Annotated in this window: 27 protein-coding genes; 9 read left to right on the top strand and 18 right to left on the bottom strand. The window is 62.4% G+C overall.

Features of this window, described 5'->3' with window-relative positions; all coding sequences use genetic code 11:
• Window positions 1-2: 2 nt before the first annotated feature.
• The 5 genes from IM737_RS06050 to IM737_RS06030 form a co-directional block, all read right to left on the bottom strand.
• Complete coding sequence (locus tag IM737_RS06050) at window positions 3-584, bottom strand: peptidase inhibitor family I36 protein (protein WP_236899022.1); 582 nt, start codon at window positions 582-584, stop codon at window positions 3-5.
• 121 nt (window positions 585-705) lie between these two features.
• Window positions 706-1359 carry an SH3 domain-containing protein gene (locus IM737_RS06045; protein WP_236899021.1) on the bottom strand — a complete coding sequence of 218 codons (654 nt, stop codon included), beginning with the start codon at window positions 1357-1359 and terminating at the stop codon, window positions 706-708.
• Window positions 1360-1518: 159 nt separating this feature from the next.
• Window positions 1519-2169, bottom strand: coding sequence for a peptidase inhibitor family I36 protein (locus IM737_RS06040; protein ID WP_236899020.1), 651 nt, complete (start codon window positions 2167-2169; stop codon window positions 1519-1521).
• A gap of 106 nt (window positions 2170-2275) precedes the next feature.
• A complete protein-coding gene (locus IM737_RS06035) occupies window positions 2276-2662 on the bottom strand; it encodes an acyl-CoA thioesterase (protein WP_236899019.1) in 387 nt (128 codons plus the stop codon).
• A complete protein-coding gene (locus IM737_RS06030) occupies window positions 2659-3258 on the bottom strand; it encodes a thymidine kinase (protein WP_236899018.1) in 600 nt (199 codons plus the stop codon). Before IM737_RS06030 ends, IM737_RS06035 begins: the two co-directional genes overlap by 4 nt.
• A 319-nt stretch (window positions 3259-3577) precedes the next feature.
• Between IM737_RS06030 and IM737_RS06025 the strand changes: the two genes are divergently transcribed.
• Window positions 3578-3967 (top strand): hypothetical protein, encoded by a 390-nt coding sequence (locus IM737_RS06025; protein WP_236899017.1) that lies wholly within the window; start codon window positions 3578-3580, stop codon window positions 3965-3967.
• The gene (locus tag IM737_RS06020) at window positions 3964-4362 is read left to right on the top strand and encodes a DUF2147 domain-containing protein (protein ID WP_236899016.1); all 399 of its coding nucleotides are present in this window, start codon (window positions 3964-3966) and stop codon (window positions 4360-4362) included. The genes IM737_RS06025 and IM737_RS06020 overlap by 4 nt, the downstream gene beginning before the upstream one ends.
• Before the next feature lie 145 nt (window positions 4363-4507).
• On the opposite strand, the gene IM737_RS06015 is transcribed toward IM737_RS06020, so the two are convergent.
• The 3 genes from IM737_RS06015 to IM737_RS06005 form a co-directional block, all read right to left on the bottom strand.
• Entirely contained in the window at window positions 4508-5413 is a 906-nt protein-coding gene (locus IM737_RS06015; protein ID WP_236899015.1) for a DMT family transporter, read from the bottom strand.
• A 210-nt stretch (window positions 5414-5623) separates the two neighbouring features.
• Complete coding sequence (locus IM737_RS06010) at window positions 5624-6856, bottom strand: aminotransferase class V-fold PLP-dependent enzyme (protein ID WP_236899014.1); 1233 nt, start codon at window positions 6854-6856, stop codon at window positions 5624-5626.
• Window positions 6857-7020: 164 nt separating this feature from the next.
• Window positions 7021-7635: a Spy/CpxP family protein refolding chaperone gene (locus IM737_RS06005; RefSeq protein ID WP_236899013.1), complete on the bottom strand. Its 615-nt coding sequence runs from the start codon at window positions 7633-7635 to the stop codon at window positions 7021-7023.
• 119 nt (window positions 7636-7754) lie between these two features.
• Between IM737_RS06005 and IM737_RS06000 the strand changes: the two genes are divergently transcribed.
• Entirely contained in the window at window positions 7755-8138 is a 384-nt protein-coding gene (locus IM737_RS06000) for a GNAT family N-acetyltransferase (RefSeq protein WP_236899012.1), read from the top strand.
• Between the two features lie 133 nt (window positions 8139-8271).
• On the opposite strand, the gene IM737_RS05995 is transcribed toward IM737_RS06000, so the two are convergent.
• Both IM737_RS05995 and IM737_RS05990 read right to left on the bottom strand, forming a co-directional pair.
• Window positions 8272-8700: a CBS domain-containing protein gene (locus tag IM737_RS05995; RefSeq protein ID WP_236899011.1), complete on the bottom strand. Its 429-nt coding sequence runs from the start codon at window positions 8698-8700 to the stop codon at window positions 8272-8274.
• Window positions 8701-8828: 128 nt separating this feature from the next.
• The gene (locus tag IM737_RS05990; RefSeq protein WP_236899010.1) at window positions 8829-9128 is read right to left on the bottom strand and encodes a hypothetical protein; all 300 of its coding nucleotides are present in this window, start codon (window positions 9126-9128) and stop codon (window positions 8829-8831) included.
• A gap of 147 nt (window positions 9129-9275) precedes the next feature.
• On the opposite strand from IM737_RS05990, the gene IM737_RS05985 reads away from it, so the two are divergent.
• Window positions 9276-9692 (top strand): DUF4864 domain-containing protein, encoded by a 417-nt coding sequence (locus IM737_RS05985; RefSeq protein WP_236899009.1) that lies wholly within the window; start codon window positions 9276-9278, stop codon window positions 9690-9692.
• A 23-nt stretch (window positions 9693-9715) separates the two neighbouring features.
• On the opposite strand, the gene IM737_RS05980 is transcribed toward IM737_RS05985, so the two are convergent.
• Window positions 9716-9913 carry a hypothetical protein gene (locus tag IM737_RS05980; protein WP_236899008.1) on the bottom strand — a complete coding sequence of 66 codons (198 nt, stop codon included), beginning with the start codon at window positions 9911-9913 and terminating at the stop codon, window positions 9716-9718.
• Between the two features lie 171 nt (window positions 9914-10084).
• Here IM737_RS05980 and IM737_RS05975 point away from each other — a divergent pair, with 171 nt between their 5' ends.
• From IM737_RS05975 to IM737_RS05960, 4 genes are all read left to right on the top strand, one after another.
• Window positions 10085-11149 (top strand): LacI family DNA-binding transcriptional regulator, encoded by a 1065-nt coding sequence (locus IM737_RS05975; protein ID WP_236899007.1) that lies wholly within the window; start codon window positions 10085-10087, stop codon window positions 11147-11149.
• Between the two features lie 60 nt (window positions 11150-11209).
• Complete coding sequence (locus IM737_RS05970) at window positions 11210-12412, top strand: pyridoxal phosphate-dependent aminotransferase (protein ID WP_236899006.1); 1203 nt, start codon at window positions 11210-11212, stop codon at window positions 12410-12412.
• Window positions 12413-12415: 3 nt separating this feature from the next.
• On the top strand, window positions 12416-12931 hold the full coding sequence (locus IM737_RS05965; protein ID WP_236899005.1) for a 2'-5' RNA ligase family protein: 516 nt from the start codon (window positions 12416-12418) through the stop codon (window positions 12929-12931).
• Window positions 12932-13107: 176 nt separating this feature from the next.
• Entirely contained in the window at window positions 13108-14064 is a 957-nt protein-coding gene (locus IM737_RS05960; protein ID WP_236899004.1) for a sensor domain-containing diguanylate cyclase, read from the top strand.
• A gap of 33 nt (window positions 14065-14097) precedes the next feature.
• Here the strand turns inward: IM737_RS05960 and IM737_RS05955 are convergent, their stop codons facing one another.
• Together IM737_RS05955 and IM737_RS05950 are read right to left on the bottom strand one after the other, a co-directional pair.
• Window positions 14098-15216, bottom strand: coding sequence for a hypothetical protein (locus IM737_RS05955; RefSeq protein WP_236899003.1), 1119 nt, complete (start codon window positions 15214-15216; stop codon window positions 14098-14100).
• Between the two features lie 766 nt (window positions 15217-15982).
• Entirely contained in the window at window positions 15983-16144 is a 162-nt protein-coding gene (locus tag IM737_RS05950; protein ID WP_236899002.1) for a Thivi_2564 family membrane protein, read from the bottom strand.
• A gap of 98 nt (window positions 16145-16242) precedes the next feature.
• Between IM737_RS05950 and IM737_RS05945 the strand changes: the two genes are divergently transcribed.
• Window positions 16243-16569, top strand: coding sequence for a hypothetical protein (locus tag IM737_RS05945; RefSeq protein ID WP_236899001.1), 327 nt, complete (start codon window positions 16243-16245; stop codon window positions 16567-16569).
• A gap of 525 nt (window positions 16570-17094) precedes the next feature.
• Here the strand turns inward: IM737_RS05945 and IM737_RS05940 are convergent.
• The 5 genes from IM737_RS05940 to trxB all read right to left on the bottom strand — a co-directional run bounded on the left by IM737_RS05940 (window position 17095) and on the right by trxB (window position 21644).
• Window positions 17095-18087 (bottom strand): magnesium transporter CorA family protein, encoded by a 993-nt coding sequence (locus tag IM737_RS05940; RefSeq protein WP_236899000.1) that lies wholly within the window; start codon window positions 18085-18087, stop codon window positions 17095-17097.
• A gap of 178 nt (window positions 18088-18265) precedes the next feature.
• Window positions 18266-18769 (bottom strand): hypothetical protein, encoded by a 504-nt coding sequence (locus IM737_RS05935; protein WP_236898999.1) that lies wholly within the window; start codon window positions 18767-18769, stop codon window positions 18266-18268.
• 66 nt (window positions 18770-18835) lie between these two features.
• Window positions 18836-19540, bottom strand: a complete 705-nt coding sequence (locus IM737_RS05930) for an HAD family hydrolase (RefSeq protein ID WP_236898998.1) — start codon at window positions 19538-19540, stop codon at window positions 18836-18838.
• Window positions 19541-19763: 223 nt separating this feature from the next.
• Window positions 19764-20657, bottom strand: a complete 894-nt coding sequence (locus IM737_RS05925; protein WP_236898997.1) for a LysR family transcriptional regulator — start codon at window positions 20655-20657, stop codon at window positions 19764-19766.
• Between the two features lie 36 nt (window positions 20658-20693).
• Window positions 20694-21644, bottom strand: a complete 951-nt coding sequence (trxB, locus tag IM737_RS05920) for a thioredoxin-disulfide reductase (RefSeq protein WP_236898996.1) — start codon at window positions 21642-21644, stop codon at window positions 20694-20696.
• Window positions 21645-21808: the final 164 nt, after the last annotated feature.

Below are 21808 nucleotides of genomic sequence, written 5' to 3'. Positions count from 1 at the left end.
GATCAGTAGACGCGCAGCGATGACAGGGCGTTGTGCAGATACTCGTCCAGCACGGGCTGGGACTCGATGATGCGCTCGCAATAGCTCTGGAAGAAGCGGTCGCGACAGGCGGCAGCCGAGACATTGCCGGTGACCTGTACGGACGAGAAGCGGTTGTCGAGGTTGAGCAAAGCCAGATCCTGGAAGACGCGGCCCGGGCCGGCACAGATTGAAGCGCCGGTATAATGCGTGCCCTCGAACAGGCAGACAGTGCCGGGTCCACCCGAGGCGTAGTCGGGATTGATGCCGCCGGGCCAATCGGTGGAGGTTCGACCGAAGGCGATGCGATCCTTGCTGGTCCAGCCGCGGTTGGAGCCCTGATCGACCAGGCACCACAGGCGCTGGCAACGCAGCACCTTGATGGCTACGTCGGCCTCGATATTGCCGACAAAGTCGTAGGCGGCGCCCGGGCCGCTGAGCAGGGTCAACTCGCCCGTGCTCCAGCCGTGACTGCCATTTTCTGAGAAGGCCACGGCAGCGGGCGCTGAGGCTGCGAAGGTGACGAGGGTCAGCAAGAGAGCGAGCAGAGGACGGGTGCGACGCATGCGACATCCAGAAGCTTGAGAGATTTGGCGCACACTAGCCTGCTTGCGCCGCGGCTCCAAGGTACAAACGAAAGGGCGCCCGCAACAGCGGACGCCCCTTTTTGTTTGGCGCTAGGCCGACTTACTGGACGCGGACCGAAACGATGTAGTCATCGAAGTCGCCCAGCGAACTGGCACTGGTGGTGTAGGTGCGGCAATCGCGGTAGTTGCTTTCCGAGCAGACCTGGACCTGCAGGCCATCCGGATTCTCAATGGACGAGATGCGGTCGGCCCAATCGCCCAGGTTGCGGGTGCGATCGCCGGCTTCGAGGCAGAAGCTCTCCCCGCGGAAGCGAGTGCGATCATAGAAGCAGACTTCACCATAGGTCGGCTCGACAACAACCGGCGGCGGTGGCGGTGGGTTCTGGTTGCCGACACCGATATTCACCGAAGGACCATTGGGGCCGATGTTGAAACCGAACGAGATGCCGGGCTGGCTCGGATTGACCGGAGCGCCACCAGAGGCCGCGAGAAACTGGGCTGAGACCCAGCCATCCGGGCCGGGCTTGGAAATGTAGCACCAGGAACCCTGGCACTGTTGCACATCGACCTGCTGGTTGCGGCGCACGGTGTCGACCACAGCATAGTTGGTACCCGGGCCGGAGCGCACGTTGACGTTGCTGGTCACCACGCCGGGCGCGGCATAGGCGGCCGGCAGGAAGACGACCACCGCGGTCGCGGCAACGGCGACGCCGGTGGCGATGTTGAGCAGCATTTTGCGGGTATGGCGGTTCATATAGGCGCTCCTCTGTTGCGTTCCGTCCGGTCCCGGGAATCAGGACGACGCTTGGCGGACGGCACGCTGTTATTTGTTGTAAGAAACGTGGGCGGAAAGAAAAGAGTTCCGCCCACGCCCAAAAAGTCGAATCAAAGCGGTGGGTTAGCCACCGATTGGTCAGTAGACCTCCAGCGACGAAGCCTTGCGATCAAGCTGGGTCGGCAGGCGACGCGTGTTGGACGTCAGCGTGACGCAGGCGCCGTCCAGGTTGCGGTCCGCGCAAAGGTCGACATAGGCGCCCCCGAAGACTTCGACTGAACGGATACGATTGTCCCAGTTGCGCAGGCGGTTGTAGGAGTCGCCTTCTTCGAGGCAGAAGCTCGAACCACCGTAATTGCGCTCGCTGTAGAAGCATGCGCCGGCCTCTTCGAAGACGGGCGGCTGAGGCTGCGGAAGGGGTTGCGGCTGGGGCTGCGGCTGCGGCCAGGGGAAGATCGGGCCCGGCAGGGGGACCGGCTGAGGTTGTGGCTGCGGCTGAGGCTGCGGCTGAGGCTGAGGCTGCGGCTGAGGCTGATCGATGATGACAAACGTGCCTGATGCAATCCAGCCGGACGGCCCGCGCTGACCCTGCACGCGGCAATAGCCGGCTGCGCACTCACCAACCTCGATGGCCACACCAGCATCCATCTGTCCGATGACCTGCGTCGCGTCAGGCCCTGCATAAAGCGGCGTGGTGGTTGTGACCTGCCCCCTGGCTGCATAGGCACCCACAGTGGTGACGATCAAGGCGGTCAATATGGTGATGAGGCCGAGGCGGAATGACTTCATGGGAAAAACTCCAAGCGCCGGCAACACTTCTGCCGGTTGCCATGGTTTGATCATACGGCAACTGAACGCTGTCTGAACGAAATCGTTCAGGTTCGCTGTGGCAGGCTCAGGGGTCGATCGGGCGCTTGCGGCCGTCTTCGCCAAGCGAAACGTAGACGAAGCGGCCGTCGGTGACCTTGACGCGGTCGGACAGGCGATTGCGGCGCGCCCAGGCCTCGATACCGACAGTTATCGAGGTGTTGCCGACCTTTTCGATGGTCGTATAGACGCAGAGAATGTCGCCCACTTTGACCGGGGCGATGAAGGTCATGGCCTCGACGGCAACGGTGACCACGCGGCCCTTGGTGCGTTCGACGGCGGCGATGGCGCCGGCAATATCCATCTGGCTCATGACCCAGCCGCCGAAAATGTCGCCGGCAGGGTTGGTATCGGCCGGCATGGCCAGGGTGCGGATGGTGAGCGAACCTACCGGTTCGTCGGTGGAGGGTGTCATATCGATGGTCCTTTCACCGGCCAGCGGCCGACCGCTTCTTCCCAATGCTTGCGGCATAGCGAGATATAGACCGACTTCTCGATCGATACCTGCTCGCCATCGGTCAGCACCCGGCCATCAGCATTCTGACGCACCACCATGGTGGCCTTGGCACCGCATTCGCAGATTGTGCGTATCTCGCGCAGCGTGTCTGCGACAGCCAGCAATTCGGATGAGCCGGGGAAAAGCTTGCCGAGGAAATCGGTGCGGAGGCCGAAGCACATCACCGGAATCTTGAGGCGGTCGCTGACGCGGGCGAGCTGCCAGACCTGGTCGGGGGTGAGGAATTGGGCCTCATCGACGAAGACGCAGTCGACCTTGCCGGCATCGAGCTCGTCGCGGACGGACTGAAACAGGTCGTCCTCGGACGAATAAAGGGCGGCCGGCTCGGAGATGCCGATGCGGGACGAGATCAGGCCGATGCCGTTTTCAGCATAGAGGGCCGATGTGTAGAGCAGCGGCCGCATGCCGCGCTCGCGGTAATTGTAGGCAGCCTGCAGCAGCAAGGTGGACTTGCCGGCATTCATTGCTGCGTAGGAAAAGTAGAGCTTGGCCATGACCCGCCCGTTGTGCCGGAGCAGCCGCGGGCTTGCGAGCGCAAAGAGTGGCGGTCCACAAAAAAAGAGGCCGCCTCGGAGGGCGGCCTGAATGCCGACTGGATCGGCGGGAAGAGCCGGGGTTGGCGGCCGGGCTCTTCAGATGGCCGGGCGCGACGTGGGGGACGTGGGGCGCGGCAGATCCGGGTGCATGGGGATGGCCCGGACAGACCGACCATAGCCAGGCCGGATGACAATGCGGTGACGCGCGCGTTCAGCCGCCATTCAGGCAGACGGCGCGATGCTAGCCGGCTAGTCTGTCGTTTCAGGAGGTCGATCCATGCGGAAATCTTTGGGCATCGTGATGGCGTTGGGGATGCTCGTTGGCGGGGTCGGGGCGGCGCAGGCGTCGCCAGAGGGGGTCTGGGAACTCGATACCAGGGATACCCGTTTGCAGCTCCAGCTGTGTGGCGACGGGACGAAGCTTTGTGGCACGCTGGTCTGGCTTTCGGATGCCGACTACAACGACCAGTATCTGCCTTATCTTAATACGCCGGTGACCAATGGCGTACCGCAGACCGGACCAAATCGTTGGAAAGGCGCCATGCGGCTGCTGGGTCATGACGTGACCGGCACGATCACCCAGCGCAGCGAGGACCAGATGAGCCTGACGGCCTGCGCCTTTATCGTGGCCTGCAAGACCTATCAGATGTTCCGGGTGGCCCAATGACTTTCAAGACACAGGCTCTAGCCGTTGGCCTTCTGGCCATGCTTTCCATGCCTGCGGCGGCGCAGAGCTTCGCCTCTCCGGAGGGCACCTGGGAGATCGAGATGGGTGACTCGCGCTATCGAGTCGAGCTGTGCGGCGATGGTACGCAGCTATGCGGCACGCTGATCTGGCTGGGCAACGGCGCGGATTCGCCGGAAAACCTGCCCTATCTCAATACGCTGATGATCGACCATGCCCCGCAGATCAGCCCCAATCAGTGGAAAGGCGACCTGCATATTTATGGGCAGAGCGCGGCCGGCACGATCACCCAGAACAGCGACAATTCGATCTCGCTCGAAGGCTGCGCCTTCATGGTGATCTGCAAGACCTACCAGATGTACCGTATCGGCGGTTAGGCGTCATCGTGCCACGCCCTCGTGGTTCGAGGCTCGCAAGAACTCGCACCTCACCATGAGGGCTACTGTTAGCTCAAATATTTCTAAGTAGCCCTCATGGTGAGGTGCGCTTCTTCAGCGCCTCGAACCACGAGGGTGTGGCAGGTCAGTTCGTCGTTCGCGGCGGATGGGCCTGCCGCTTTTGCCAGAGCGGGGGCAGGGTCTCTACGGCCACGATCGCGGCAAAGATCAGCGCGGCGCCGGCATAGCCGATCGGGGGCAGGCGCTCGGCCAGCAGGAAGGCACCGCCCAGCGCTGCGAACAGGCTTTCGGCTGAGAGGATGATCGCGGCATTGGCCGGCGGCACATATTGCTGGCCGATGGCCTGGAAGGTGAAGGCGACGGCGGTCGACAGGATGCCGGCATAGGCGATCTGCACCCAGCCGGCTCGAATCCCGTCGAGGCTTGGCTGCTCGATGATGAACGCCAGCCCCAGGGCGACGGCGCCGGCCAGCAGGAAACTCACTGCCGATACGAAGATGGGCAGGCCGGTGGCCTGTGCGGTGCGGCCGAGCAGGATGACATGCATGGCCCAGAACACGGCGCTGATGACGATCAGGCCATCACCGCCGTTGAAGCTGTGGAATCCGCCGCCATTGAGGAAATAGATACCGATCAGCGCCAGCGGCACGCAGACGAAGATGATCGGATGCGGGCGGGTACGGAACAGCAGATAGCCGAGCAGCGGCACGAAGAAGACGTAGAGCCCGGTGAGGAAACCGGCATTGGTTGCGGTGGTTGATGCCAGACCCGCCTGTTGCAGCCATGAGCCGATGAAGAAGACGGCGCTGACGGCGATGATGAGGGACCAGTTGTCACTCTTGAGCGGTTCGGGCCGGCGGCGCTTTTCCCACAGCGCCAGCGGCAGAACCAGCAGACCTCCGAGCAGGTAGCGCACGCCGGAAAAGGTCAGCGGCCCCATGGTCTCCATGGCCGATTTCTGCGCGATGAAGGCAAAGCCCCAGAGCATGGTGCAGATGAGGAGCAGCAGGGCGGCGATTGGGCGGGACATAGGCTCTCGGCGGGTTGGTAGAGTTTGAGTTGAGCTAGCAGTCGACACCCTCCCCCTTGTGGGGAGGGATCAAGGGAGGGGGTATCCCACGCGCTGGACTCGTGGAGACATACCCCCTCCCTGCTCGATTCAACGGACTTAGCAAACGCTAAGTCCTATCTCGCTTCCCTCCCCTCAAGGGGGAGGGTGGGCGCGGTGGATGCGGCGGTATCAGGGCAGTTCGTCGTCCAGCGCTGCGATCAGCTGGTCGATCTCTTCCGGGCTGGTGTAATGCGTGAACGACAGTCGCAATACCCCGTGGCTGGGCGCGATGCCGACGGCTTCGAGCAGGCGGTAGGCGTAGAAGTGGCCGCCGCTGGCCATGATGCCGTGTTTGGCAAGGCGCGTGGCAACAGCCGCGCCGGGTTCGGACAGGCCCAGGGCGATGGTGGGCGCGCGGGTGACCGGATCGTCGGGGCCAATGATGCGAATAGCGTTCTTCTTGCGCAGATAGTCGAGCAGCGGCGTGGCGAGCGCGATTTCCTGGGCGCGCATGGCGGCATGGGCGCGGCGGAACGGATCGGTGCCTTCGACGCTGTTGCCGGCAATAGCGGCCACGGTTTCGAGATAGTCGACAATGCCGGAGGAGGCCGCGATCTGGGCGTGGTCGGGGCCGGCTGGAGTGAGACGGTAGCGCGGCTTGTCGTCGTTGAAGTAGTGGCCCTGGTTGGGCAGCGACATTGCCAGCTCCGGGCGCACGGCCATGACGCCCTGGTGCGGGCCATAGACCTTGTAGGCGGAGAAGAAATAGATGTCGGCGCCCAGCGACTTGAGGTCCGGCAGGCCATGCGGGGCGTAGCTGACGCCGTCGATGGCGGTGACGGCCCCGACGGATTTGGCGCGGGCGGCAATCTCGGCGATTGGGTTGATCTCTGCGGTCACGTTGGAGCAATGCGGAGCGGCGATCAGGCGGACCTTGCTGTCGAGCAAGGCATCGAGATCGGCCAGGGACAGGCGACCGGTTTGCGGATCGACCCTCCACTCACGAATCTCGGCGCCCATTTTGGCCAGCCGGCGCCAGGCGCCGCCATTGGCCTCGTGATCCTGATTGGTGACGATGACGGCATCGCCGGGCTTGAGCCAAGCGGCAAAAGCATGGCCCAGCACATAAGTATTTGCCGAGGACGAGGGACCGAAATGGATCCAGTCGGCGGTGACGTTGAGGGCCTGGCCCAGGCGCTCGAAGCTGAGGTTCATCGCCTCGCCAGCAGCCTGCGACGCGGGATAGACGCCGTAGGGCTGGACCTTGGTGGCGCGATAGTAGTGGTCGAGCTTGGCCAGCACCTGGCGCGAAGTATAGGATCCGCCGGCATTTTCGAAGAAGGCCTGGCCGTGCAGGGTCGGTTCGGCAAAGGCGGGGAATTCGGCACGAATGCGGGCCGGGTCGAGGGGCAGGGTGGTCATCGGAATGGTCCAGTCGGTAAGGTGCCGATTGGTAGACCACGGACCAAAAAAAGCAAACCCCGGCTGTTGAGAGCCGGGGTTTGCGCAATGCCGCTTTCGAGGGCGAAGGGGCATCGCAGGGCCGGCAGCGCCGCTGCCGAAGTCGTGCGGCGCTGCCGAAGCGGTTAGCCGTTGTTTGGCGCGGGAGCCTGTGCGGGAGTGCCCATCGGGCCCTTGTGCATCTGGCCCTGATGCTGGCCGCCATTGCGGTTGGGGCGCTGCGGCAGCAGCTCGGCCTTCTGCTCGTCGGTGAGGCTGTCAAAGAAGGCGGTCAGCGACGGCTGCACGGCTTCGAGCGCGGCCAGGTGCGCGGTTTCGAGCGCGATACGGTTCTCGAACATTTCGGAGAATTCCGGACGCTCGGCCGTCTGGCCCTCGACCGGGGTAGGACGCAGGCCTTCGACGGCAGTGGAGAAGGTTTCGGCGGCAGCCAGCGCATCGATCTTGAGCGTGTCGAACAGCGCCTGCTGCTCGGTGGTCAGCTCGATCGCGTGGCTCAGGCGAACCAGGGCGATTTCTATGGCTTCGGTGCTGGTGCCGGGGCCAAAGAATTCGAGGAAGCCACCGCGGCCCGGACCATTGCGGTCCTGACGCAGATGCGAACCGGGACCACCCTGGCGGAAGGCCTGCTCCTGGGTCGGAGCGGGCGTTGCGTCCTGGGCGAAGGTGGGGGCAATGGCGGTGAAGCCGACGGCGGCTGTCATCAATGCCACAATGGCGGTCTTGGTGATCGTCTTCATGGGTCAAGTCCTTTGCATGGGGCCGGTTTGTCCGGCATGGATGTGACCATAGAGGGCGCCAGCTCTTCACGACCTTGCGAGTGGATGAACAGTTGGAGAGGTTGGTAAGGTGGACCGCCATGATTAAACTGATTGTCGATCCATTTCCGGTAGTGGCGCAACTCGATGACCTGCGGCGCAAGGCCTGGGGCGACGATGTTGCGTCCTATGGCCGCGAACTGGAGCGGAGCCTGGTGCATGTCGGCGCCATGGAGGGCGCCAAGCTGGTTGGCTTCGTCAACGTCGCGTGGGATGGCGGCCAGCATGGCTTCATCCTCGATACCTGCGTCGATCCGGAGCATCAGCGGCAAGGGATAGCGGTCAGGATGGTCCAGCAGGCAGCCGAGGTGGCGCGGCAACGTGGGGCGGAGTGGCTGCATGTCGATTTCGAACCGCATCTGGAGGGGTTCTATCGCCAATGCGGGTTTGAGCCGACGCCAGCGGGGTTGATGCGGTTGAAGTAGTGCCCCGCCCTCATGGTTCGAGGCTCGCGAAGAGCTCGCACCTCACCATGAGGGCTACTTTTAGCTCAATGTCAGAGTAGCCTTCATGGTGAGGTGCGCTTCTTCAGCGCCTCGAACCACGAAGGCGTGGCACTCAACTCGCGATATACTCCCGCAGCACTTCGGCCTCGTGTTCGGCTTGCTCGATCTTGAGTTTGACCACGTCGCCGATCGAGACGATGCCGATGAGTTGGTCGCCCTCGGCGACGGGCATATGACGGATGCGGTGGCGGGTCATGCGTTCCATGACGTCGGCGATGGGCGTCTGGCGGGTGCAGGTGACGACGCCGCGCGTCATGCAATCGCCGATGCGCAAAGCGAGTGCGGTGGCGGGATCCGTGCCGAGACGGCGGACGATGTCGCGTTCGGACAGGATGCCGACGATTGTGCCGCCGGTGTCGGTAATGACCACGGCGCCGATGTTGTGGCGGTTGAGCAGGGCAACGGCATCGCCGAGCGAGCCGCTTTCGGGCAGGGTGTGGACCAGTACGCCCTTGGTTTGAAGGATGGTATCGACGAGCATCGTTCAGTCCTCCTTGTTGGAAGTCTGGACCCGCGGGGATGCGGCGGCAATAGGCGGTTCGTCGAAGCGCAAAGAAAAGGGCCGGCTTGCGCCGACCCTTTCGTGACGTCGTCAGGGAAGAATGGAGATCAGCCTTCGCCCTGGCCTGGGGACCAGTAGCTGCGAATTTGCCGGCGGGTTGGAGCTTCAGCCGGCAGGGCGCCACGCAGGGCAATGCGCGTGGCTTCGAAAAGAATCGCGAGGACGAGAAGGGTCAGCGGAACCATGAAGACCGCAATTTGCGTATCGACCTGGGTGGCCAGACTTGCCGCGCTTGCCGGTGTGACGCCGGCAATCAGGGCTGCCATGGAGCCGGCGGTCACCACAACCGTCGAGACAATGGCATAGAGCCTGAAACTTTTCCGCTTGGGGGACGTAGTTTTGTGCATGGGACCGACGTCGTTTCCTGTCTTCGGATGAGCCTAGTAAGCCACCCGAATGCGGTTCGAGTTTGTGTCCAATTTGGTCGGTCGCGTACCATTTGAGGGCAGAACTGTGGCGGCGCCGGGCTCCGGCCACGGCATGAGGAGGCTAGAATGCGCGTATTGCTGGCATTGACGATGATGATCGCACTGCTGCTGCCGGCCACGGCGCAGGACGATGCGGCGCCGTGGCAGGCCACGGTGACGGGCCAAATCGAGGCGTTTCGCTCCGGCGATGGCGCGGCCGCGCTGACCTTCGCGGCAAAAGGGTTCCGCACCCAGTTCGAGGGGCAGCCGGATGCATTCTATGCGGCGATCATCGCTACGGGCTATCAGCCGATCGTCGATTCGCGCTCGCACAGCTTTGGCGAATTCAACAAGGTCAGCGAGACGATCGTGATGCAGGTGGTGAAGTTCGTGGGGCCGGACCAGGGGCTTTACGAGGCGCTATATCAGCTCGGCGACGAGCCGGATGAAGGCTGGCGGGTGCTGGGCGTGGCGTTGAAGAAGGAAGAGGGCGTCGGGATTTAAGTCCGACACCCTCCTTGGCGCGTTCAGTCATAGGCCTGGACGCCATAGTGGCGGACCGGGTTGCGGTCGCGGCGGTGCAAGACTGCGGTGACTGCGCCGGCGATGGGCGTCATCAGGCCATCCAGGAAGCGGTTGCGGTGTTCGAGAACGGTGGGGGTCTCGTCGGCATCCGTCCATGACTGCTTGTAGATATCCTTGAAGAAATAGCTGGCGGGGATCATTTTTCATTTCTCCTGTTTGAATCGGTTCAAATTCGAGACACGATGTTTCTCTGAACCGGTTCAAATGTTAGCTTGTCGGAAGGATAGGTTCAAGCAAAATTTGAACCGATCCAACCACTATGCTAGAATAATTGTATCGGTTCAAATGACTTTCGCGGAAAGGCGGACGTGGTGGCGCGGCAGACTGACACCAGCATCAAACTGCGGGATGTAGCCAAGGCGGCGGGTGTCTCGCAGGGCACAGCGTCCAATGTGTTCAGCAAGCCTGAGCTGGTGCGGGACGAGGTGCGCGAGCATGTGCTCGGTGTGGCCAAAGAGCTGGGCTATGCCGGGCCCAGCATCACCGGGCGGCTGTTGCGGCAGGGCAGGGTGAATGCGGTTGGCGTGGCGGCGATCGAGCCACTGAGTTACTTCTTCGAGGATCTGTGGGCGCGCCAGCTCATGTCGGAGATTTCCAATATCTGCGACAGCCGAGGGGCGGGGGTCGCGCTGGTGTCGGCGCGCAATGACGAGCGGCTGGCCTGGAACATCCAGTCGGCACTGGTTGATGGCTTTATCCTGCTCTGCGTCGAGGGGGGCGAGAAGCTGGTGGAGGTCACCCGGCAGCGGCAATTGCCCTATGTGGCGCTGGCAATCGGCACGGCGGACAGCACCATTCCCGCGATTGGCGTCGACAATGTTGGCGGGGCGAGGGTAGCGGCAGAGCATCTGATCGGGCTGGGTCACAAGCGGTTTGCCATCCTCTCGACCATGATCGGGGATGATGGCGGTCCGGGGCGCCGCAGCGAAAGCGAGGTGCTTGCCACGATCTATTCGACTTCACGCGATCGCGCCTTTGGATATTGGCAGGCTCTGGAGATAGCCGGCCTTGGCCGGGCGCCAGTGTTCGACACGCGCGAGGATGCGGCCGGCACCTATTCCGTCATGGCCGAGATTTTCGCGGCGGAGGAGCCGCCGACCGCTATTCTGGCTATGTCGGACAAGATCGCCATGTATGCCGTCGAATGGCTGTTCCGCAACGGGCGGACGGTGCCGGGCGATGTATCGGTGGTCGGGTTTGACGGTGTGCCGGAAGGGGCGGTGGCGACGCCCAAGTTGACGACAATTGCGCAGCCGATGGCCGAGATCGCGCGGCGGGCGGTGGATGCGGCATTGGGTGGCGTGCAGGTCGAAGGACGGCAGATGCTGCAAGCGGAGTTGGTGGTGCGCGAATCTACGGCGCCGCCGCGTTCCTGAGCTTGCTCCGCGCCGCCTGAACCCGTATCAGTCTGCCCGGATTTCCGGGGAGAGTGACGAATGGGGTTCTTGTCCGAGGCATTGGAGCGCGTAGCGCCGTCGGCGACGATTGCGATCAGCGACAAGGCGCGCACCCTGGCACGGGAAGGGCGCGATATCATCGCGCTTTCGGCCGGCGAGCCCGATTTCGATACGCCGCTGCATGTGCGCGAAGCCGCCATCAAGGCGATGAGCGAAGGCAAGACGCGTTATACCAATGTCGATGGTATTCCCGAGCTCAAGGCGGCCGTGGCGGCCAAGTTCAAGCGCGACAATGGCATGGACGTGACGGCGGCCGACTGCTTCGTCGCCTCGGGCGGCAAGCAGATCATTTTCAACGCGCTGCTGGCGACGCTCAATCCGGGCGACGAAGTCGTGGTGCCGGTGCCCTATTGGGTGAGCTACCCTGAGATCGTGCGGCTGGCGGGCGCCACGCCGGTCTTCGCGGTGGCCGACGATACGACGGGCTTCAAGCTCAAGCCCGAGGTGCTGGAAGCGGCGATCACGCCGGCGACCAAGTGGTTGATCCTCAATACCCCGTCCAACCCAACCGGCGCGGCCTATACGTGGGACGAGCTACGTGGGCTGGCCGATGTGCTGTTGCGGCACCCGCACGTGCACATTCTTACCGACGATATCTATGAAGTGCTGGTCTATGACGGCGGCAAGTTTGCCACCATCGCGCAGGTCGAGCCCAAGCTGATGGGCCGCACGCTGACGATGAACGGCGTGTCGAAATCGCATGCCATGACCGGCTGGCGCATCGGCTATTGCACGGGTCCAAAGCCGCTGCTGGCGGCGATGCTCAAGCTGCAGAGCCAGTCGACCACCAATCCAAGCTCGATCGCGCAATGGGCGGCGGTGGAAGCGCTGAACGGGCCGCAGGATTTCCTGGCCGAATGGCGCCAGGTGTTCCAGGATCGGCGCGATCTGGTGGTGGCCGGGCTCAATGCCAATACCGGGCTCGATTGCCTGACGCCCGAAGGCGCGTTCTACGTGTTCCCGTCGTGCAAGCGGCTGCTGGGCAAGACCAGTGCCGGCGGGACGTTGCTGGCCACGGACGAGGATTTCGTCATGGCACTGCTGGAGGAGACGGGCGTGGCGTTGGTGCATGGCACGGCGTTTGGTCTGCCGGGGCATTTCCGGTTGAGCTATGCGGCCGGCAATGCGCAGCTGGAAGAAGCGGTGAAGCGGATCCAGGCGTTCTGCGCGGGCATCCACTAGCCTGTGGCCTATGCCTTCTGCCTGCTGCTGGACGAGGGGACCGACGCTTCGGTTCGATCCTTGTGGCAGGCGCTGGTGACCGCAGGTGCCGGCGATCACATGCTGCAGTTGGGCTATCCGCCACACCTGTCGCTGGCGGTGCTCGATGAAGAGCCGCCTCGGGAAGTGGTCGACATGGCCTTTGCAAGCGTGGCTGGCGGGCGGTCGATAGAATTGACCCTCGGTCCGGCGCGCCGGTTTGAAGGGACCACAATTGCCTGGCTGGCCGTGGAGGCCGGTGACGCCTTGCGGGACCTTCACCGAAGTCTCTCCGAGACGTTGCCCACTGACGCTGTGCGCGAGCACTACCGGCCTGCCGTTTGGACGCCGCATGTGACTCTGCAGATAACCGGTGATGTCGATCGAGCGCTGGCAATCGCGGATGCAGCCTGGCCAGAGCCAGTGCAGGCGCGGTTTACGGCAGTGGAGCTGGTGCAGTTTCCGCCGGTGACGGTGCTGAAGAGTGTGGCTCTGAGGTGAGGCGCGCTGGGGATTCGCCTCTCCCCAAGGGAGAGGTGAAGCGACGGCCGCCTGGTAGAACTGGTCGCTCCAGCCGGCGGCTTAAGTTCCTTCGCAGAAGTGATCGCCAGCCGAACGCCTCGTTTACCCCTGCATCGTACCCTGTCGGCCAAATGTCACAATTCAGGCCCGCCTCGATGGACGAATTTGACTTTATCGACGACGACCAAGATGCCCTCGCCGCTGCCGACCTGACCAAGAAGTCATTGGTCGATACGCGCGAAAATCTGGGCGTCATGCTCGACGTGATGCCCATGGGCCTGCTGATCCACACCGAGCAGGGCATCCTGTTTGCCAATCGCGAGGCCTGCAAGCTGCTACAGTCGCCCAAGGAGGTGTTGACCGGCCAACATCTGCTCGATTTCGTGCGCCCTTCGGACATCCCCAATGTATCAGCCCAGTTCAGCCAGTCCTTCGGCGTCACCGACCGGACATTCGAGCAGGAAGCGGTGGTCGAACGCACCGACGACACCATGCGCCTGCTCAAGCTGATCACCGGGCGTCTGCCCTGGCCGGGCACGCCCGTGATCCAGGTCCTATTCCAGGACATTACCGATCAGAAACGGGCTGAAACCTCGCTCCGCCAACTGGCCATCACCGACGAGCTGACCGGCGCGTATAATCGCCGGCAGGCCTTGTACGAGGCCGCACTTTACATTGGCTCCGACGGCTCCAGCCGCATCCCCCTGAGCGTGATCCTGATCGATATCGACCGCTTCAAATTGATCAACGACACGTATGGCCACGGCATCGGCGACGTCGCGCTCAAGGAACTGGCCCGCGCCGCCCACGGCTTCGTCCCCACTATAGCGGGCACCGACTCGGCTTTCTTTGCCCGTATCGGTGGGGAGGAATTCATCATCTTGCTCCCCGGCACCAAAGAGCAGGCAGCCGCGATCGTCGCCGAGCAATTCCGCAAACTGGTGGAGCAGATCAAGGTCCCCACCGGATCGGGCGGTCTGCAATTCACCATCTCGTCGGGCGTGGCCTGCTATCGCAAGCAGGACCATTCCTTCGAAGGCGTGCTCCAGCGCGCCGATCATGCGCTCTACCGGGCCAAGGATAACGGCCGCAACCGCGTCGAACTTGCCTGAACGGCAGTGCATTGGGGCAGCGTATGATCTCGCCTACTTCCCCATCCAGCTCAGGAAGCCGGTGCTGTCGCCGCCGGCTTCGGCGAACATCTGGGTCAGTTTGCTGGTCGTTTCATAGCTCGCGACAGCCGCCTGATAGAACTGATCGCTCCAGCCGGCGGCCTGGCGTTCCTCTGAACTCATGGACGAGTAGATAGAGATGATGTTCTGGCTGAAGGCGGTGGGGTCGCTGGATTTGGCGGCACTCTGGAAGCCGGCCAGAAGGGCGGCGCCGCTTTTGCTGCGCAAGGCAGCGCTTGCCGCGTTGACTTCTTCGGTGGCAAACTTGCTGCCGGTATTGAGCGCGATGGCCGAGAGTGAGCGGCTGTCGAAGGCTGACATGTCGATATAGGTCCCGACAGTGGTCTGCTTGTTGAAAGTGGGGGCCTTGCCGTTCTTGATGGCTTCGGCGTAGAGCGAGTCGAGGGTTTTGCGCGCCGTGCTGGCGACGTCGGTGATGCTGGTCTGCTTGATGGCTTCGCCGGCCTCGACAACGGCCAGATAGAGGGCGACCGGATCGTCTTCGCCGGCATCGGGCAGCGTCTTGGGGTCGGATTTGAGCTGAGCCAGTCCTTCGGTGACCGCAGCGCGGCCGGCTATCCAATCGGCGCCAGCTTTTTCCTCGGCGCCCAGGCCGTCTAGATAGTCGGCGGCGGCCTTGTAGAGGGCGGTGTAGTTGCCGGTAACTTTGGCCAGCGCGGCGGGGCCGGACAGAGCCTGCTCGAATCGGCGCTGCATTTCGATGCCGGCCGCTGCGCGCTCATCGTTGCTGAAACTGTCGTCGCTCGCCATGGCGTAGAGTTCGCGTGGATCGAGGCTTGAAAGATCGAGCGCTAGTTCGTCGCCCTCGAGCGGCGAGTCGCGGTCGGCTTCCTTGAGGAGCGTCGTGAGCTTGGTCCGCGTCTCGGCGAGGACAGTGGCGAAATCCTTGGTAGCCAGGGCTGCGAGCGCAGCATCGGACAAGGTGACCGAGGTCGCGGCCTGCTCGGTGGTGGTGCTTGCGGTCGTACTTGTCGTGGAGGCCGTCGACGTACTCTGCGCCACCAGGGTTGCTGCCAGGGTCGCATAGCTGGAATAGCTGCTGCTGCTGGAATAGGCGGTGCTGATGGCCATGGCGGGCACTCCTGCGCGTGTGCGAAGCACCATGCAAGGGACGTGCCGGGGAAAGCGCAGTTAAATCAACGGACTTAATGGGAGCGTGGCGCGCTTGTCGGCAGAACTTGCCGGGGAAGGTGGCAGGAATGGCCAGTGGACAAGAAAAGGCCCCGCCCGAGGGGATGGGCAGGGCCTAGGGGTCATCGGCCGAAGCGTCTGACCTTGGAGGAGCGGCACCACGATTGCCGCAAAACTCATCGAAGTTTGTTATCGGACGCTGCCCGATCCCGCACAATCGCTCAAATGGGAAGTGCTGCCATGCAGAATCACACGCGCCTTTGCGATGGGCAAAAAAAGAGGCTCCAACCGAAGTTGGAGCCTGATGATAGGGCCGAAGCCAAATCCAAAGTTTTGGCCCAGCGCAAGGGAGGAGGATATGCGCCAAACCGGGTGACCCAAGCCGAGGGAGGAGGATACGGCCTAGATCGGTGTCGCAAGAAGCGGGTCCGAGGGAGGAGGATACGGAGCGGCTTCACCAGCGACAAAGCCAATATAGGTTTTGACCGTTTGGTCAGCAATGCATCTACTGACATGTCAGCCATGCGGCCCACACAGCGACAAGTTGTCTCCGAATGGCTGTGGGATGCGTGATGCCGGCCTGCAAATGGCGATCTCCTCCGCTTCCGGTGCTCACGTACCAATGTACGCTTCGCTCCGGTTCTCGCAGATCACCATTTTCGACTCGGCCTGACGCATCCCGCAACCATTCGGTCGACAGCGTGCATCAGAAAACGGCCAGGTATTTCAGCAGCGAGATGATGCCGATCACGATCACCACGATCTGGATGATCTGACGCACGCGCGCTTCGATGGGCAGGCGCTGAACCAGCCAGAGAATGAGGACGATGACGAGGAAAGTGATCAAGATACTGATCAGCAAGGACATGTGACGCTCCAACTGCGCAATATTGCGTAGACTTGTAACGCGGCTGTGAGCGAAACGTTGCCGTAGCACGGCAGCACTACGAGTGAGGAACTCGCGGATTGATCAACTATATCGGGCATTCCGGCTACGACATGGCCCAGACCAATGGGCTGCTGCAAAAGGTGCGGGGTGAACTGCCGGCGGACACGTGGTTGGCATTGTACCTGACAGCCGCGATTCCATTGGGCGAGCCCTTCGATAGGGACATCTCGAGGGACTTCGGTATTGAGGCGCTTTGTAAGTTCCAGCTGCAGTTGGTCGACAAGGAGAGTGCCCATCAGTACCACCCCGCGGCCATCGCGGCGCTCTATGCCCACTTTGCAAAGGGACATTTGGTCATTACGTGGGAACTCGACTCGATCATCGCCGATCCCAATGCTCAATGACGAAAAAAAAGGCCCTGTCCGAAGACAGGGCCTGATGACTGGGCCGAAGCCAAATCCAAAGTGGGGCAGAGAGCAAGGGAGGAGGATATGCGCTCTGCCAGTGAACCTTGATCGAGGGAGGAGGATACGATCTCGGTTCGGTGTTGCGATACGGGGTCCGAGGGAGGAGGATTCGGAGCGCGTCTCAGCAACGACTCGAATATGAACTCGACTCGTTCGGTGGGCAATACGCCCACTGACATGTCAGCCATGCATTCGGTGCAGGTGCTTAAAAAAGGATGTGGCCCCACTCGAGGGGAGAGTGGAGCCACACAGTTGCGAGAATTGCTTCCCGCAAGGAGGGAACGCAGGGGGTACAAGGGAGGAGGAGAAGCACCCGCTGTGTTGAAACCGGTATAGGCCGAGGGCTTCTGCCCAACAATTGGGCAGGCGGTATGCGAGCCATGCGTCCGGCGCATGCAATTTGGAACATAACGCGAAAAAGGCATTGCGGATGAACGATTTAGTCCGCCCGCCAATGCCGCGTCAAAGCCAGCCGCGCCGTTTGAAAAAGACATAGGGCAGCACGGCTGATGCGATCATGGCACACAACGCCAGGGGATAGCCGACTTGCCAGCCGAGCTCGGGCATGTGGACGAAGTTCATGCCGTAGATCGAGGCGACCAGGGTGGGCGGCAGGAAGACGACGGCAGCGACCGAGAAGATCTTGATGATCTGATTCTGCTCCAGGTTGATCAGGCCCAGTGTCGCATCGAGCAGGAAATTGATCTTGTTGGAGAGAAAGCCGGCGTGATCGCCCAGCGACGCGGCGTCGCGCTGCAGGATCTTGAATTCCTGGCGGGCATCCTTGCCCAGCTTGGAATTTGCCGCCTCGCGCGTCTGGTGGAAGGTGGTCAGCCGCAGGATGCTGACCAGGCTTTCGCGCACCATGGTCAGCAGATCGCCCTTGTTGCCGATCTTCTCGATCAACGCTTCGAGGTTGCGTGCCTTGCGGGTGGCCGATTTGACCTTGGAGCGGAAGACCTCGCGGCTGATGCCGTCGAGCTCGTCGCCGATGGTTTCGAGCACCTGGGCGAAGCGGTCGATAAAGGCATCGAGCACGCCGACCATGACCTGTTCGCCATTGACCAGCGCGCGGGCGCCGGGGCGCATGGCGTTGGTCTCGAAAATCGCAAAGGGTGACGGTTCGGCGTAGCGGATGGTGACGAGGGTCTTGCCGGCCAGAACGAAGGTGATCGGGGTCTTGATTGGATCGAGATCGTGCAGATTGACCAAGACGGTGACGGTCATGAACTCAGCGTCGGCCTCGTTGTAGAGGCGTGCCGAGGGTTCGATATCCTTCATCTCGTCGCGGGTTGGCACCAGGATGCCCAGACACTGCTCGACGAAGTGTTCTTCATCGCGCGTGGGCTTGATCAGGTCGTACCAGATGGCCTGGTCGAGACCGCTGGTGGTGCTTGCGCCGTCGTGGATGGTGCGCAGGAGTCCGGTGCCGGAGGCGGTGTAAATGCGAAGCATGGTTGTGGTCCTTGTCGCAGGGCAGCAGCGCCCGGCGGGACCTGTGGTCACACCGGGTTGAACGCTGCCCTGTCGGTAGATCGACTTCGAGAGTCGGGGTTCATGGTGTGGTTCCGGGTTGCGAGCGGCCGCAGCCGCATCGGCGGTGTGATGCTCCTGCGGCCGGTCGGAGTCAAGTTCACTGCTCGAAGGCCTCAACTAGGGCCTGGCGCAAGCTGCGGCCTTCACCCAGATCGACGTCGTCGATGCGCCAGAACGGCTCCATGCCCTCGGTGACGACGATCGGCTTCAGCACCAGCGTATTAGTGTAGTTGGCGCTCGGCTCGCTGGCAAAGCTGTAGCTGATCTCGACAAAGGCCAAGTCGGCATCGGTCAGCCCTTCAAAGGCCTCGCAGCCATCGGCATAGTCGGGATAGGTGCGCCACGGAATGCCATCGCCGAGCGGCGGCTTGTCGCCGGGATTGGCGGATTCGGCCTGCGCGTCCTTGACCCAGGCGTCGGCAATGGCCGCCGACAGGTCCGGGGTCAGCAGCGCTTCAACTGGCGCCATGTCGTTGCCGAGGCTGCCGATGCAGAAGATCTGGCCGATCTGTTCGGGCGAAATGGTGACCATCTGGGCCTGGGCGGGCAGGGCGGAGAGCAGAGCGATCGGCACAATGGCAAGGGTGGTGAGGTGACGCATGGTTCAGGGCCCAAAGTGAGTGTTGGCGCCGCTCTAGTGTCTGGCGGCTGAATTGGTGATGAACGGTTAGGTCTGGGCGTCGAAAGCGGCAATGGCCGCGGCAAGTTCGCCGAGATGGGCGATCTTGGCGTAACGCGGTTCGTCGGTCGGCTCCTCGGCATGCTCGTATGACCAGGTGAGGTCATGCGGCACATAGATGGCGAAGCTGCCGGCGGCGAGGGCGGGGAGAATGTCGGAGCGCAGGGAATTACCGACCATGACAGTGCGGGCGGCGCCGTCGGTGTGGCGCTCGAAGATGCGCGCGTAGGTCGCCGCATTCTTGTCGCCGACGATCTCGATGGCGGCGAAATAGTCGGCAAGGCCCGAGGCAGCGATCTTGCGCTCCTGATCGAAGACATCGCCCTTGGTGACGACGATCAGCCGATGCGTATCCTGCAATTGCGCGAGCGCCTGGTCGACATAGGGCAGGGTTTCAATGGGGTAGCTGAGCAACTCGCGGCCAGCGGCGAGGATTTCGGCGATCACCTGGCCGGGCACTCGATGGTCGGTGACGTCGAGGGCGGTTTCAACCATGGAGAGCGCAAAGCCCTTCATGCCGAAGCCGTAAAAGCCCAGGTTCTTAGTGACGGAGGCGATCAGCCGGTCCTTGAGATCGGGCGCGTCGGTATAGGGCGCCAGGAGATCGGTGAAGCGCTGTTCGGTCAGACGGAAGAAGTGTTCGTTCTGCCAGAGGGTGTCATCGGCATCGAGGGCAATGGTGGTGATGGGCATTGGGGGACTCGGTGGCACGCCCTCGTGGTTCGAGGCTCGCGAAGAGCTCACGCCTCACCATGAGGGCTACTGGGAACTCGGTTTATCAACAGCCCTCATGGTGAGGTGCGCTTCTTCAGCGCCTCGAACCACGAGGGCGTGGCAGGATGCCGAAATGACCGCCATTCGGGCACAGCCCTCATGGCCTTCTAGCCTAAAATCGCTCCAGAGGAGCGATTTTAGGCTAGAAGCTCCACTCGCGGGCCTTGGCCACCAGAAAGTCCCTGAACACGCCGACGCGTTTGGAGTTCTTGAGGGCCGGTGGATAGACGAAATAGGCTTCGTAGGCCGGCAGTTCGATTTCGGGTAGGACCTGCACGAGGCCATCCTCGGTCTCGGTGACGTAGTCGGGCAGCATGGCGATGCCGGAGCCGGCGCGGCAGGCCTGCAGCATGCCGTAGATCGAATTGACCTTGAGCACGGCGCGGCGTGGGCTCGAATCGGTGCGGCCCATGCGCTCGAGGAAGTTGATGTCGCCCAGATAGGACGGAACCGGCTCGCCGAAGCTGACGATGCGGTGATCGTCAAGCTGCTCGCTGCTGGAGGGCATGCCGTATTCGTCCACGTATTTTTTGGACGCGTAAAAGTGGTTGTGCACGGTGAACAGCTTGCGCTGGATCATTTCCGACTGGTTTGGCCGGTGCAGGCGGATGGCCACGTCGGCCTCGCGCATCGCCAGGTCGAGCTCGGCGTCGTTGAGGCGGATTTCGAGCTGAATCAGCGGATAGAGCTTGAGGAATTCGTCGAGCCGCGACGACAGCCAGGTTGAGCCGATACCCACTGTCGTGGTGACGATGAGCGGGCCGGTCGGAACGTCCTGGGACTCCGACATCTGCGTTTCAACCTGTTGCAGCTCCCAATGCATGCGGTGGGCGGTGCGGAACAACTGCTCGCCGACTTCGGTCAGCACAAGTCCACGGGCATGGCGGATGAAGAGCTTGAGGCCGAGGTCGTCTTCCAGCGCGGAAATCTGGCGGGAGACGGCCGACTGGCTCATGCCGAGCTTCTCAGCGGCATGGGTGAAACTGCCCGACTCGGCGGCTGTGTGGAAGATGCGCAGTTTGTCCCAGTCGAGCATTTCTTGTGACGCCTTTGGTTGGGTAGTGTTTTGCTTCTACTCCGCCGCTTCGGCGAGTTCGTGTTCGGCCAGGTATCGTTCCGCTTCCAGGGCCGCCATGCAACCCATGCCTGCGGCTGTGATTGCCTGGCGGTAAACGTCGTCTGTCACATCGCCGGCAGCGAAGACGCCGGGAATGTTGGTTTCCGTCGTGCCGGGCTTCACCTGCAGGTAGCCGCCAGGCTTCATGTCGAGCTTGCCGGCAAAGATCGAGGTGGCCGGCGCATGGCCGATGGCGACGAAGATGCCGTCGATGGGCTGCTCGTAGGTGCGGTTGCTCGGGATATCGCGGAGCGTCACGGAATTGACCGAGGGCGGCATGGCCGAGCCGCCGATTTCGGCGATTTCGGTATTCCAGCGCACTTCGATCTTGGGATTCTTGAACAGGCGATCCTGCAGGATACGCTCGGCGCGGAACTCGTCGCGACGATGCACCAGGATGACCTTAGACGCGAAATTTGTGAGGAACAGGGCCTCTTCGACGGCCGTATTGCCGCCGCCGACCACCAGCACTTCCTTGTTGCGATAGAAGAAACCATCGCAGGTGGCGCAGGCGGAGACGCCAAAGCCCTGGAACTTCTGCTCGCTCGGAATGCCCAGCCACTTGGCCTGGGCGCCGGTGGCGATAATGACGCTATCAGCGGTGTAGACCGTGCCGCTGTCGCTGGTCAGCACGAAAGGCCGCCGATCGAAATCGACATGGGTGATGATGTCGTTGACGATTTTCGTCCCGACATGCTCGGCCTGCGCCTTCATCTGATCCATGAGCCATGGGCCCTGGATGACATCGGCAAAGCCGGGATAGTTCTCGACATCGGTGGTGATAGTCAGCTGCCCACCGGGCTGCAGACCCTGGATCATCACAGGTTCGAGCATGGCACGCGCCGCGTAGATTGCAGCGGTGTAGCCGGCGGGGCCCGAACCGATGATGATGACTTTCGCGTGCATCGCACCGCTCTCCGACAATACGAGTAGTCCCTCGACCGCTAGTTAAGGGGCGAAGGAGCACTCTTTCAAGGCAAACCATGCTTTTGAAAGATGCCACCTGTGGAACAGGCACAATTTTCACACACAATGCGGGCGAATGCCCAAAATTTGGGCGAGCCAGCCCC

The organism is Devosia sp. SL43, assembly GCF_021729885.1.
GTDB lineage: Bacteria > Pseudomonadota > Alphaproteobacteria > Rhizobiales > Devosiaceae > Devosia.
Note: the sequence above shows the minus strand (reverse complement) of the source record. Positions and strands in the feature narration are given on the sequence as shown.